Origin of the sequence: Oryzobacter telluris, assembly GCF_043099285.1 — a bacterium.
GTDB classification, from domain to species: domain Bacteria; phylum Actinomycetota; class Actinomycetes; order Actinomycetales; family Dermatophilaceae; genus Oryzobacter; species Oryzobacter telluris.
In genome coordinates this window covers 2,123,614-2,136,044 of the sequence record NZ_CP170723.1, presented here as the reverse complement: position 1 = coordinate 2,136,044, position 12,431 = coordinate 2,123,614, and the positions used below count along the sequence as shown (strand labels likewise).

At 73.2% G+C, this 12,431-nt stretch carries 10 protein-coding genes; 6 read left to right on the top strand and 4 right to left on the bottom strand.

Annotated elements, in window-relative coordinates; translation table 11 throughout:
• Window positions 1-59: 59 nt before the first annotated feature.
• Both ACFLFB_RS09745 and ACFLFB_RS09740 read left to right on the top strand, forming a co-directional pair.
• Complete coding sequence (locus ACFLFB_RS09745) at window positions 60-860, top strand: class I SAM-dependent methyltransferase (protein ID WP_392541977.1); 801 nt, start codon at window positions 60-62, stop codon at window positions 858-860.
• A 121-nt stretch (window positions 861-981) separates the two neighbouring features.
• Window positions 982-2,499 carry an MFS transporter gene (locus ACFLFB_RS09740; protein ID WP_392541976.1) on the top strand — a complete coding sequence of 506 codons (1,518 nt, stop codon included), beginning with the start codon at window positions 982-984 and terminating at the stop codon, window positions 2,497-2,499.
• Window positions 2,500-2,578: 79 nt separating this feature from the next.
• Here ACFLFB_RS09740 and ACFLFB_RS09735 read toward each other — a convergent pair whose 3' ends face one another.
• Window positions 2,579-3,478: a DUF3068 domain-containing protein gene (locus ACFLFB_RS09735; RefSeq protein WP_392541975.1), complete on the bottom strand. Its 900-nt coding sequence runs from the start codon at window positions 3,476-3,478 to the stop codon at window positions 2,579-2,581.
• 181 nt (window positions 3,479-3,659) lie between these two features.
• On the opposite strand from ACFLFB_RS09735, the gene ACFLFB_RS09730 reads away from it, so the two are divergent.
• On the top strand, window positions 3,660-4,838 hold the full coding sequence (locus tag ACFLFB_RS09730) for an acyltransferase family protein (protein ID WP_392541974.1): 1,179 nt from the start codon (window positions 3,660-3,662) through the stop codon (window positions 4,836-4,838).
• 30 nt (window positions 4,839-4,868) lie between these two features.
• On the opposite strand, the gene ACFLFB_RS09725 is transcribed toward ACFLFB_RS09730, so the two are convergent.
• Window positions 4,869-5,711, bottom strand: a complete 843-nt coding sequence (locus tag ACFLFB_RS09725; RefSeq protein WP_392541973.1) for a 2OG-Fe(II) oxygenase — start codon at window positions 5,709-5,711, stop codon at window positions 4,869-4,871.
• A gap of 111 nt (window positions 5,712-5,822) precedes the next feature.
• On the opposite strand from ACFLFB_RS09725, the gene ACFLFB_RS09720 reads away from it, so the two are divergent.
• From ACFLFB_RS09720 to ACFLFB_RS09710, 3 genes are read left to right on the top strand one after another with little or no spacing between them, the layout of a single operon-like run.
• A complete protein-coding gene (locus ACFLFB_RS09720) occupies window positions 5,823-7,280 on the top strand; it encodes a bifunctional glycosyltransferase/class I SAM-dependent methyltransferase (protein ID WP_392541972.1) in 1,458 nt (485 codons plus the stop codon).
• On the top strand, window positions 7,277-9,328 hold the full coding sequence (locus ACFLFB_RS09715) for a hypothetical protein (protein ID WP_392541971.1): 2,052 nt from the start codon (window positions 7,277-7,279) through the stop codon (window positions 9,326-9,328). Before ACFLFB_RS09720 ends, ACFLFB_RS09715 begins: the two co-directional genes overlap by 4 nt.
• A complete protein-coding gene (locus ACFLFB_RS09710) occupies window positions 9,325-10,494 on the top strand; it encodes a glycosyltransferase family 4 protein (protein WP_392541970.1) in 1,170 nt (389 codons plus the stop codon). Before ACFLFB_RS09715 ends, ACFLFB_RS09710 begins: the two co-directional genes overlap by 4 nt.
• On the opposite strand, the gene ACFLFB_RS09705 is transcribed toward ACFLFB_RS09710, so the two are convergent.
• On the bottom strand, window positions 10,472-10,612 hold the full coding sequence (locus ACFLFB_RS09705) for a DUF2613 family protein (RefSeq protein ID WP_392541969.1): 141 nt from the start codon (window positions 10,610-10,612) through the stop codon (window positions 10,472-10,474). The genes ACFLFB_RS09710 and ACFLFB_RS09705 overlap by 23 nt on opposite strands.
• A 20-nt stretch (window positions 10,613-10,632) precedes the next feature.
• Complete coding sequence (locus ACFLFB_RS09700) at window positions 10,633-12,375, bottom strand: hypothetical protein (RefSeq protein ID WP_392541968.1); 1,743 nt, start codon at window positions 12,373-12,375, stop codon at window positions 10,633-10,635.
• Between the last annotated feature and the right edge of the window lie 56 nt (window positions 12,376-12,431).

The window sequence follows — 12,431 nt, the reverse complement described above, 5'->3', positions numbered from 1 at the left end:
CGTGCGCACGTGGCGGGCAAAACGGTCTGCCCCGCACCCCCGGTCGACGGGACCGGCGCGTGAGCGAGGCCGTCCGCCGCCCCGTGGGTGAGCGCGAGACCTTGGCCGCCAACCGCTCCTGGTGGGACGGCGAGGCCGACGACTACTACGCCGAGCACGGCGCCTTCCTCGGTGACGACGCCTTCGTCTGGGGGCCCGAGGGCTGGACCGAGGACGAGCTCGACCTGCTCGCGGTGCGCGACGGGATGACGGTCCTCGAGATCGGCGGCGGCGCCGCCCAGTGCGCGCGCTGGCTGGCCCGGCACCGCGACGTCCGGGTCGTGAGCAGCGACCTGTCGATGGGGATGCTGCGCCGCGCCCGCGCCATCGACGCCGGTGCTCCTGGCCACGCGCCACTCCCCCTGCTCCAGCTCGACGGGCGGGTGCTGCCGTTCGCCGACGCCAGCGTCGACCGCGTGTTCACCGCGTACGGCGTCGTCCCCTTCGTCGCCGACAGCGGGGCGGTCCTCGCCGAGGCGGCCCGCGTGCTGCGCCCCGGTGGACGGTTCGTGTTCTCGACCTCCCACCCCATGCGGTGGGCGTTCCCCGACGACCCGGGGCCGCAGGGCCTCACCGTCACCTCCTCCTACTTCGACCGCACGCCGTACGTCGAGAGCGAGGCGGGCGTGGTCACCTACGCCGAGCACCACCGCACCCTCGGCGACCTCGTGCGGCAGGTCGCGGCGGCCGGTCTGGTCCTCGGCGACCTCGTCGAGCCGGAGTGGCCGGAGCGCAACGTGCAGGCCTGGGGCGGGTGGTCGCCACTGCGCGGCCGGGTCATCCCCGGTACCGCGATCCTCGTCTGCGACCGTCCGTCCTGACGACGCCCTCGCCCGCCCAAACTGGTCCGCACCACACCCCCCGACTCCACCACCTGCAGGAATAGGTTGTCCGGCGGTGTCGACGACCGTCGCCACCTCCCCTGCAGCCAGGAGGTCGACGATGGCGTCGGACGTCGAGACCGGACGCATCACCACGGACATCCCCGCACGACTGGACCGCCTGCCATGGTCGCGATGGCACTGGCTCGTCGTCATCGGGCTCGGGACGGTGTGGATCCTCGACGGGCTCGAGGTGACGATCGTCGGGTCGATGTCGGAGGCCCTCAAGCCCGCCGACACCGGGCTCGGGCTCACGAGCTCGGACATCGGGCTCGCCGGTGCGGTCTACGTGGCCGGCGCCTGCCTGGGTGCCCTGTTCTTCGGGCAGCTCACCGACAAGTTCGGCCGCAAGAAGCTCTTCCTCGTCACGCTCGGCGTCTACACGGTCGCCACGGTGGCGACCGCCTTCGCGCCGAACCCGCTCTGGTACTTCATCGCCCGGTTCTTCACCGGAGCCGGCATCGGCGGCGAGTACGCGGCCATCAACTCGGCGATCGACGAGCTCATCCCCAAGAAGTACCGGGGCCGGGTCGACGTCGCCATCAACGGGTCGTTCTGGGTCGGTGCCGCCCTGGGCTCGCTGCTCACCATCCCCCTGCTCGACCCGCAGTTCCTCGACCCGGGCCTGGGCTGGCGCCTCGCCTTCGGGCTGGGGGGCATCCTCGCCATCGGCATCCTCGTCGTGCGTCGTCACGTCCCCGAGAGCCCGCGCTGGCTGTTCATCCACGGCCGTGAGGACGAGGGCGAGCAGATCGTGCGCTCCATCGAGGACACCGTCTCCACCGAGAACAACGGCAGCCTCCCGGACATCGAGGACGACACCATCACCATCCGGCAGCGCCGCACCATCTCCATCGCGGAGATCGCGCGGACCGTCATCACCCTGTACCCGAAGCGCACCATCCTGTGCTTCTCGCTCTTCGTCGGGCAGGCCTTCCTCTACAACGCGTTCTTCTTCACCTACGGCGACTCGCTGACGACCTTCTTCGAGGTCAAGCAGACCGGGTGGTACCTCGCCGTGTTCGCGGTGAGCAACTTCCTCGGCGCCCTGCTGCTGAGCCGGCTGTTCGACACCGTCGGCCGGGTCCGGATGATCGCGGGGACGTACATCGTCTCCGGGGTGCTCCTCGCCGTCGCGGGGATGATGCTCGGCTCGCTGTCGGCGGTGACGCTGACGGCGTTCGGCGTCGTGATCTTCTTCTTCGCGTCGGCCGGGGCCAGCGCCGCCTACCTCACCGCCAGCGAGGTCTTCCCGCTGGAGACGCGGGCGATGTGCATCGCCTTCTTCTACGCCATCGGCACGGCGGCGGGCGGCATCAGCGGCCCCCTGCTGTTCGGCAAGCTCATCGAGGACGCGGGCAAGGCCAAGGACATCATGGGGATCGCGCCCGGCTACTTCCTCGGCGCCGCCCTGATGGTGGGAGCCGGGCTCGTCGCGGCGTTCCTCGGGGTGCACGCCGAGGGCCAGTCGCTCGAGAGCATCGCCCAGCCGCTCACGGTCGACGACGCCGACGACGGTGAGGACGACGACGCCTCGACCGGCGGCCGGTCCGGGACGCCGGCGCCCTCGCGGGCCTGACCGCCCCGGCCCCGCGGCCCGGAACGACGAACCGGCCCCGTCCCCCACGAAGGGGGGACGGGGCCGGTTCGTTCGTGCGTCAGGCCTCGGTGCGGCGGGAGCGCGCGCCCGTCAGCGCGAGCAGGATGCCGCCCGCGAGGGCCAGCAGCCCGAGGATGCCGCCCACGAGGGGGACGGTGCTCGTGAGGAGGGAGAGCTTGGAGCCGTTCGCCTTGGCGGACTCGACGTTCGCGGCGACCGTCTCGTCGGTGAAGGCGAAGTTCAGGTCGAGGAGCACCTGGCCGTTGTCGGCCTGCTTACGGGTCTGGTGCTCGGTCTGGTCGATGATCGACCCGGTGACCGGGTCGACCCACATGGTCTTCTCCGTGGAGTACTTGCCGGCGACCTCCGGGGTGATCTCGATCCCGGCGTCGGCGATGGAGACGAGGTACTTGTAGGTCTCGAGCCCGTCGAGGTCCTCGGTGCCCGTGAACGTGGCGTTGACCGAGGTGCCGGTGAGGCCGTCCCAGAACGGGTAGTCCTTCTTCTCGGCGTCGAACGGGAACTTGTTGACCAGACCCTCGCGCTGGTCGGCGTCGGCGGGGAGGTTCGCGAAGTCGGCGACCGCCAGGCCCGTGCGACGGTCGGTGGCGAACACCGAGGTGCCGGCGGCGACGAGGCGCTTGTCGGGGTCGTCGGCCGAGACGCAGTCGGGGGCGTCGCCGTCGGGGTCCTTGATGAGGCAGCTGGACGACTGGAACAGCACGACGTCGCCGGTGCTGAGCTCGGAGTCGGCGTGGGTGACGCTCGTGGCCTTGACCGGGGTCGGGACGAGGGCGGACCCGTCGAACAGCTGGGCGTCGCCCGCGAGCCGGGTCACCGAGTTGACGTCGAGGGGGGTCTTCTTCACCTGACCCGGGGCGTAGAACGCCGCCAGTCCGGCGACGGCGACGAGGAACGCGCCGAGGAAGACGAGCAGCTTTGTGACGACACCGCGCACAGGAACCCTCCGTTGGATGTGAAGTGCTGCCGAACTGTAGCAGTGGCGAAACTCGCCGGTAACCAGCTCGGATCGGTGTGGCGGAGACCGTGACGAGACCGACACCGAGGGGCCCGGGACCGGGCCCGGCCACCTCGGCGCGAGGCTCCCCCGCGACGGTCCTCGACTACAGTCCTCGGCCATGGAGACCAGCCGTGCGCCGCGCGCCACCGTGCGCTCCGCGCCGCTCGACTGGCTGCGCGGCATCGCGCTCCTCCTCGTGCTGCTCTCCCACGGCTGGGCGTTGTGGTCGACGACGGCCCTCGAGGCGGTCCCCCCGGTGCTCAACGTCATCCGCAGCGGCAACCTGGCCGTCTCGGTCTTCCTCGTCGTCGCCGGCTTCCTCCTCACCCGCTCGCTCGTCGGGTCGGGCACGCGGGACGACGACGACGGCCGGGTCGGGGTCATCGCGGCGGCGCGACCGGTCGACGCCGTGCTCTCCCGCGTGGTCCGGGTCAGCGCCCAGGTGTACGTGCTGCTGGCGGTCGTCGTCCTCGTGGCGCTCGTCGACCCCAAGGAGATCCTGACCTTCGGCCAGACGATGGCGACGGTCGGCGCCGTGGCCACGTTCACGTGGAACTGGTACCTCCAGACGAGCTCGCCCATCGCCCGACCCGACCTCGGCCACCTCTGGTACACCGCGGTCTACGTGCAGGTGACCCTCGTCCTCGTGCTCCTGGTGCGGTCGCTGCGGCACCGGCGGCTGGTCCTCCTCGCCGTCGTCGCGGCGGTCATCCTGGCCTGCTCGGTGTGGCGGCCGCACGTCGCCGCCTCCGAGGGTGCCTACCTCTCGCTCCTGCGCACCACCACCCGGATGGACGGCATGTTCTGGGGAGCGCTCGTGGCCCTGGCCTGGCCCTGGCTGGTCCGGGCCCGGGCGCACGCGACGACCATCGCGGGCTGGTCGCTCCTCGGGCTGGTCGCGCTGACCCTGTCGATCGGCCACTCGATGACGTACATGGGCTGGGGCGGCGTCGGCGTCAACCTCTGCGTCGCCGGGTTCGTCGTCGCGACCCCGGGGCTCGTCGACCACCCGCGCTGGGTGCGGCTCACCTCGTGGTCCCCGCTCGTCGCGCTCGGGCGGATGTCGCTGGCCGTCTACGTGTGGCACTACCCCGTGTTCATGATGGTGGCCCGGCACGGTGGCGGCTGGCCGACGCTGACCAAGGTCGCGGTGTCCTTCGCGGTCATCGCCCTGGCCGTGGCCGTGACGACGCGCTGGGTGGAGCGCCCCGCGGCCCGGCTCGCCGAGCGGCTGCTGCGCCGTGGCGGCACGGCGCCGGCTCCGGCCGAGGCGCCCGTCCCGGCGCCGACCCCCTGACGCCCCGGCGGCCCGAGCCCGGCGTGGAGGTCAGCTGCGCCGACGCAGCCGGTTGACGCCCGTCATCAGCCGCTGCACGGTGGCGTCGGAGATGCCGAGGCGGCGCTTGAGCCGGTCGTAGACGTCGAGGGCGTTGCGGTCGGCCCAGATCGCGACCCGCTTGGCGCCGTCCCCGGGCCTGGCCCGGTAGTTGGTCGAGCGGCGCACCGGCTCGGCCTCCTGCGTGAAGTAGTACAGGGCCATGGAGCGACGGGCCTGGCCGTCGGGGCAGGTCAGCGGGTCCGGGTGCCCGTGGAAGCTGTCGAGGGACGTCGTGAAGACGAGCATCCGGTTCCCGGCCGGGGTGACCTTCGCACGACAGGCCGTCATGTCGGCGTCCCACAGCTCGAGCTGGCCGCCCCACTCGGTCGGCCACTCCTCGTTGAGGTAGAGCAGGATGTTGACGCGTCGCGCCCACGTGTCGTGGACGTGGTGCGTCGAGAAGTCGGCGTGGATGTTGAGGTGCCCACCGCGCAGCGTCTGGTGCAGGCCCCCGCCGTCCATCGACCAGTCGGGGATGAGCCCGCGGATGCCCGTGAGGTCCTCGAGGTAGGCGACGAACTCGGGACCGCACAGCTCCTTCGCGACCCCCGACAGGGTCGTCCCCCAGGTGTCCGGGGAGGTATTGCTGTACTTCGTCTCGTTGACGTGCAGGTACCCGCGCCAGAACGGGTCACCGACGGCGGGGAACTCCTCCACCGCGGCCTCGAAGGCCTCCCGGGTGAGCACGTCGTCGACGACGGTGTGCGGGAACGGGTCGGCCGCGGCGTACTCCGCGGACCGCTCGGGGAGCTCGGCGCGCAGCCGGTCGACGTCGACGAGGGGGCCGGACATGGCGCCTACTATGACACGACCCAACCGCGTGTTACCGGTGGGTCACCTACACTGCATCCCGTTCCTTCTCCCTCGTACCAGGCCGGCAGCGCCGCCGAGAGGACCGCCCCCATGAGCGTCGAGCCCGCCGACGTCATCGCCTCCCCCCGGGTGGGCGTCCTCGTCGTCGCGTACAACGCCGCGACGACCCTCGTCCGCACCCTGGACCGGCTCCCGACCTCGTTCCGCGCGAGCGTCGACCACGTCCTGCTGTCCGACGACGCGAGCCAGGACGACACGTACGCCATCGGCGTCGCCTACCGCACGACGACCGACCTGCCCCTCACGGTGGTCCGCCACGAGAAGAACCTCGGCTACGGCGGCAACCAGAAGGCCGGGTACGCCTGGGCGATGGACCACGGCCTCGACGTCGTCGTCCTGCTCCACGGCGACGGCCAGTACGCCCCCGAGGTCATCGAGGACATCGTCGCGCCGATCCTCGAGGGACGGGCCGACGCCGTGTTCGGCTCGCGGATGATGGTGCGCGGCGGGGCCCTCAAGGGCGGGATGCCGCTGTACAAGTTCGTCGGCAACCGGATCCTGTCGACCTTCCAGAACGCGATGACCGGCGCCCGGCTCAGCGAGTGGCACAGCGGCTACCGGGCGTACCGCGTGGAGGCGCTGCGCGACCTCGACCTCGCGGCGTACACCGACGACTTCGACTTCGACACCGAGATCATCCTGGGGCTCATCGCCGCCGAGAAGCGGATCGTCGAGGTCCCGATCCCCACCTACTACGGCGACGAGATCTGCTACGTCAACGGCATGGGCTACGCGCGCGACGTCGCCAAGGACGTCATCCGCTACCGGGTGGCCCGGATGGGCTTCGGTCACGGCAGCACCGCGGTCGACCCCACCGCCTACGAGCTCAAGCCCTCGCCCGACTCCAGCCACGGGCGGCTGCTCGCCTGGCTCGCCGACGGCACCCGTGGCGACGTCCTCGACGTCGGCTGCTCCGACGGGCGCTTCGGCTCCCTCGTGCGCGCGCAGGGCCACCGGGTCCACGGCGTCGACCTCGTCAAGCACGACGGCGTCGGCGAGCGGCTGGACTCCTTCGTCGAGGTCGACCTCAACGCCGGCCTCCCGCCTGAGGTCGGTTCAGGGTTCGACCGGGTCGTCGCCGCCGACGTGCTCGAGCACGTCGTCGACCCGGCGGCCCTGCTCACCGACCTCGCGTCACGCCTCGCGCCCGGCGGCGAGGTCCTCGTGTCGGTCCCCAACTTCGGCCACTGGTACCCGCGTGGCCGCACCACGCTCGGACTGTTCGACTACGACACCCGTGGCCCCCTCGACCACGGGCACGTGCGCTTCTTCACCCGCCGCAGCTTCGAGCGCCTCGTGCGCGACTGCGGGCTGCGGATCGTCGAGCGCGACGTCGTCGGGGTGCCCGTCGACGTCCTCGAGCGCGGAGGGTCCGGCGGACGCGTCACCGACGTCGTGCGCGCCGCCACCCGGGTCGAGCGTGCCGCGGTGCGCACCTGGCCGACGATGTTCGGCTACCAGCTCCTCTACCGGCTCGCCACGGCGTGACGGCTGCCCCATCGAGCGCCCGCCGCGTGCGGGTCGCCTCGGTCCTCGGCTGCCTCGTGGGAGCCCTGGCGTACTTCTCGGTGCTCCTCGACCTGCGCTGGGCGCCGGGCCGCACCGCCATCGAGCTGCGCTACGCCTCGAACTTCTTCGACCTGCAGGCCGGCTCGCTGCTCGAGGGGCGCCTCGACGTCCCGGACGGCAGCCTGGGCATCGAGGGCTTCGAGGTGGGCGGGCGCACCTTCATGTACTTCCCGCCGTTCCCCGCCCTGGCCAGGATCCCCGTGATGCTCGTGACCCGCGAGTTCGACGGCCGGCTCACGGTGCTGTCGATGGCCGTGGCGTGGCTGGTGTTCGCGGTGGTGGCGGCCCGCCTGGTCTGGCTGCTGCGCACGGTCGTGCACGGCGCCGACGTCCCCGTGGGGCGCCTCGAGGCCGTGGTGGCCGGCATGCTGCTCGCCGTGATGACGGGCGGCACCGTCCTGACCTTCGACGCCTCCCTGCCGTGGGTCTACCACGAGGTGTACGCCTGGGCGATCGCCACCGTCGTCGGGGCCCTGTACTGGCTCGTCCGCCTCCTGCACTCCCCCTCCCGCGGCGCCCTCGGCTGGCTGCTCGGGTTCGCCGCGGCGGCGGCCCTCACCCGCACGACCGGCGGCTTCGCGGTGTGCGGTGCCATCGGCCTGGCGGCCGTGTGGCGGTGGGCGGTGTCCGGACGGCGCCGCCCGGGACCGCGCGTGGTGGCCCTGCTCGTGGCGGCCGTCGTCCCGGTGCTGGCGTCGGTCACCCTCAACCTCGCCAAGTTCGACCACCCGTACCTCTTCCCGCTGCAGGCGCAGGTGTGGACGGCGGTCAACGAGCAGCGCCGCGAGGCTCTCGAGGCCAACGGCGGGACCATCACGGGTCCCCAGTTCCTCCCCACGACGCTGCCGACCTACTTCCGGCCCGATGGAGTCCGCTTCACCCCGTGGTACCCGTGGGTCTCGCTCCCGGCCGACCCGCCCCCGGTGCGCGCGGGTGCCGTGTTCGACCAGACCTACCGCACGGCGAGCGTCACCGCCACGACGCCACTGCTCCTGGTCCTCGCGCTCGCGGCCTTCCCGCTCGCCCTCACCCGCCGGACACGGGTGCGCCGGGTGCTCGTCCCCCCACTCCTCGGATCTGCGGCGGTGGGCGCGGGCGTCCTCATGTACGGCTACATCGCCAACCGGTACACCAGCGAGTTCGTCCCGCTCCTCGTCGTGGGGTCCGCGGTGACGTTCGCCGTCGTGGGCCCCGCCCTGCGTCGCGCCGGGCGGATCGGCGGCCCGGCGGTGGCGACCGCCGTCGCCGCCCTGACCGCCTACTCCATGGCGGTCCACACCCTCACCGGCCTGTCCACGAGCGCCGTCACCGCCGGGGGCGACGACCTCGTCCGCCAGCTCGAGTGGCAGCGCGCGCTCTCGGGCGGCCCCGGGTCGGCGCAGGCCTCCCTCGTCGAGCAGGTGCAAGGTGTCCCCGGGCGACCCGCTGCCCCGGACACCCTCGCGGTCACCCCCGGGTGCGCGGCGCTCTACCTGGCCACCGGTGACCGCTACGAGCCGTGGGTCCTCGTCACGGAGCGCCCGACCGTCCTCGAGGTCGGCCTCGACCGGGCGATCGAGCCGGGGACCGTCCGGCTGGCGAGCATCCTGGCGACGACCGTGCGCGACGTCGACCTCGAGGTCCGCGCCGACCACCACGTGCGCATCGTCGTCCGAGACGCCTACGCCACCGTCGAGGGTCCATGGTTCGGGGTCTACCCCGGCACGACCTTCCGTCTCGGTGTGGCACCGAGGCCCTCGGCGCAGCTCGCGTCGATCACGACGACGCCCGGCGGGTTCGTCGCCCAGGTGCCCTACACGCAGCGCGACCTGCAGTGGAACACCCGCCCGGGGAAGGTGGTCGTCGACGCCGGGGCCTCGGCCCGGGCGCGAGCCCTCGGTGCCACGGTGACACCGCGCGAGGGCGTCCGCCCCGCCCTGTGCGACGCGCTCGTGGAGGACGCGACCGGCAGTGCGGGGGCCCCGTGAGCGGGGTGCCCGGAGACGCGACGACACGCCGGCTGCGCATCGCCGTCCTCGCCTGGCGCGACCTGCGCCATCCCGAGGCGGGCGGCTCGGAGGTCTACGTCCACGAGGTCACGTCCCGCTGGGCCCGGGACGGTCACGACGTCACCCTGGTCACGGCGCGGCCCGGCGCCCTGTCGCGGGACGAGGTGCTCGACGGCGTGCGGCACGTCCGCCGCGGGGGGCGCCTCGGTGTCTACCCCCTCGGCCTCGCCTGGTTGGTCCGCCACGGGGCGGAGGTCGACGTCGCCGTCGACGTCATCAACGGGCTCCCGTTCGGGATCCCGCTCGCGCGGCCCCGGGTGTCCGTGGCGCTGGTCCACCACGTGCACCGCCGCCAGTGGCAGCTGATCTACCCCGACCTGCGCGGCCGGGCCGGCTGGTTCGTCGAGTCCCGCGTGGTCCCGTGGCTCTACCGGCGGGTGCCCTTCGTCGCCGTGTCGGGGGCCACCCGCGACGACCTCGGCTGCCTCGGCATCGACCCGGCGTCCGTCCACGTCGTGCGCAACGGGCTGTCCGCCCGGCCCCGGGCGGGGGTGCCGACGTCATCGACCCCTCGCGTCGTCGTCCTGACCCGGCTCGTGCCGCACAAGCAGGTCGAGCACGTCCTCGAGGCGACGCGCCGCCTGAGGGACCGGCACCCCGGGCTCCGGGTCGACGTCGTCGGCGACGGCTGGTGGCGCGGCCCGCTCGAGGCGCGGGCCGCCGAGCTGGGCGTCGAGGACCTCGTGACCTTCCACGGGCACGTCGACGACGACCGGCGCGACAGCCTCCTCGCGACAGCGTGGGTGATGGTGCTGCCGTCGGTGACCGAGGGCTGGGGCATCGCCGTGACCGAGGCGGCCGTCCAGGGGACGCCGACCGTCGGCTACCGGTCGAGTGGGGGCCTCACCGAGTCGGTCCTCGACGGGCGCACCGGGTGGCTGGCCGACGACCTCGACGGGCTCGTGGCCCGGGTGGACGACGTCCTCACCGGACGGGTGGACCTCGACGGGGTGTCACGGCAGGCGCGCGAACGGGCGCTGACCCTGGACTGGGACACGACGGCACGCTCGTTCCTCGACGTGCTGCGCGCTGCTGGTGCGGGCGTCGCCCGCGGGAGGGACCTCAGCGGTCGCCGTAGACGATGATCTCCTGGCTGGCAGGGTTCTTGTCGGGCGCGGCGGTCTGCGAGGAGACCAGGCCGAAGAGCGCCACCGTGGCGAGCACGACCCCGGCGATGGCCGGGGCGACGATGTTGCTGATCATGACGTCCTTCCTGGAGCGGGCTACGCAACAGTAACAGAGCGTTCACGCCGTCCACGGGTGCTTCCCGCGAGCGACACGACGAGCAGGACGAGCGCCACGGTGACGTCCACCACGGCGACCGACACCACCTGCCAGCCGGGCACGACGAGGGACGCCGCGGCCCCCGCATCCGGTGCGGGAAGGCGCAGCAGCGCCAGCGCCGGATCGTCGACAGCGGGTACGACCCCGGAGGTCCCGGTCAGCGCCGCGAGCAGGGCCGGGGCGCCGGGGTCGTCGCGCGCGACGAGGACCCACTGCACCCCGAGACCCGCCAGCTCCGCGGCCGTCGCCGTCCCCGGGCGTGCCAGGACGGCAGCGACGGCGGCGGCCAGCGGGTCCTCGCCGGCGACGACGCGGTCGCCGAGGACGAGGTCGTCGGAGGTGACGACGCGGGTGTCGAACCAGCGCGACGCCGGGTCGTAGGTGGCGTACGGGCCCGCCCAGGCGTAGTGGCGGTACAGGCGCCAGGGAGCGGACGCGAGGAGCCCGGGGTCGCGCGCCACGACCTCGGCTGCGCGCGACAGCTCGGCGGGGTACTCGACCGGGCGGAGCACCCGGTGCACGACGACGGTGGCATCCGGGAGGACGACGAACGGCGCCACGACCACGAGCAGCAGGGCGGTCGGGGCGAGGACCGCGGCACGGCGCCGCACCGTCACCAGCGCCCGGTCGGACGCGACGGCCGCGGCGACGACGACGAGGACGACGAAGGGGGCCAGGCACTTCTGGCCGTCGCGCAGGAGGCCGAGACCCGGCACGGCCCCGGTGAGACCCGCCACGACGTCGGCGACCGGCCCGACGGTGGTCAGACCGGCCACGACGAACGCACCGGTCCCCCACACCCACAGCGAGGGTGCCGGTAACGACCCGCGACCCCGCCGGGCCGACGCCGCGAGGACGACCACGACGAGGACCGTGGTGACGTGCCCGAGCCACCCGGCCCGGCTGCCCGGGACGCTCTGCCCGTCCCAGATCCCGCCGAGGCCGAGCAGCGAGAGGACGGCGGGCCCGGTGCGCTCGGACCGTGCCGCGAAGGCCGCGACGGCCGCCGGGTCCGAGACCCCGCTGGCCCCTCCGAGCAGGGCCGGCGCCAACCACGGCACCTGGACGAGCGCGGCGAGGGCGAGCAGTGGCAGGTCCTTGCGCCTGCGCACGCCGAGGACCACGACCCCGCTGCCGACGAGCAGGGCCCCCGTCGGCGTCAGCGCACCGAGGGCGAGCCAGGGCGCGACGCGACCCAGCCGCCCGAGCCCGGGCTCATCCCGCGGTCGGAGTGCCGCGACCAGCCCGAACAGCGAGGCGTACCCGGCGAGCAGGGCCCACTGGCCCAGACCCAGCCTCTCGACGACGAACGGGTTCCACACGGCGAGGGCGCCGGCGAGCACGCGTGCCGGGGTGCCCAGCCCGCGGACCACGCGGTGCGCCGCCCAGCCGGCCGCCGCGAGGACGAGGACGACGGCCACTCGCCCGAGGACGGCGCCGTCGACGACGGTGGAGAGGACCGCCACCACAGCGTCGAGGGGTGCCGCGCGCGGTGACCCGGTGCCCAGGCCCAGCGCCTCGGGACGCAGCGGGAGGTGCGGGGTGAAGACGAGGTCCCGCGAGAACGGGTAGCCGCCACGGACCAGCAACGGCCAGCACAGGACGACCACGGGCACGAGCACCCACAGGTCGAGGAGGACCTCCACGCGCCGCTGGGGACGCACCTCCCGGTCGTCGGTCACGACGCTGATCTCCCTATGCTGGCGCGGTCGAGCACACCCTAGACCGCAGGAGGTCA

Excerpts from the sequence above, each read along its gene's own strand:
- ACFLFB_RS09740 (WP_392541976.1), top strand. The coding sequence starts at position 982 with ATGGCGTCGGACGTCGAGACCGGACGCATCACCACGGACATCCCCGCA.
- ACFLFB_RS09730 (WP_392541974.1), top strand. The coding sequence starts at position 3,660 with ATGGAGACCAGCCGTGCGCCGCGCGCCACCGTGCGCTCCGCGCCGCTC.
- ACFLFB_RS09725 (WP_392541973.1), bottom strand. The coding sequence starts at position 5,711 with ATGTCCGGCCCCCTCGTCGACGTCGACCGGCTGCGCGCCGAGCTCCCC.
- ACFLFB_RS09720 (WP_392541972.1), top strand. The coding sequence starts at position 5,823 with ATGAGCGTCGAGCCCGCCGACGTCATCGCCTCCCCCCGGGTGGGCGTC.
- ACFLFB_RS09705 (WP_392541969.1), bottom strand. The coding sequence starts at position 10,612 with ATGATCAGCAACATCGTCGCCCCGGCCATCGCCGGGGTCGTGCTCGCC.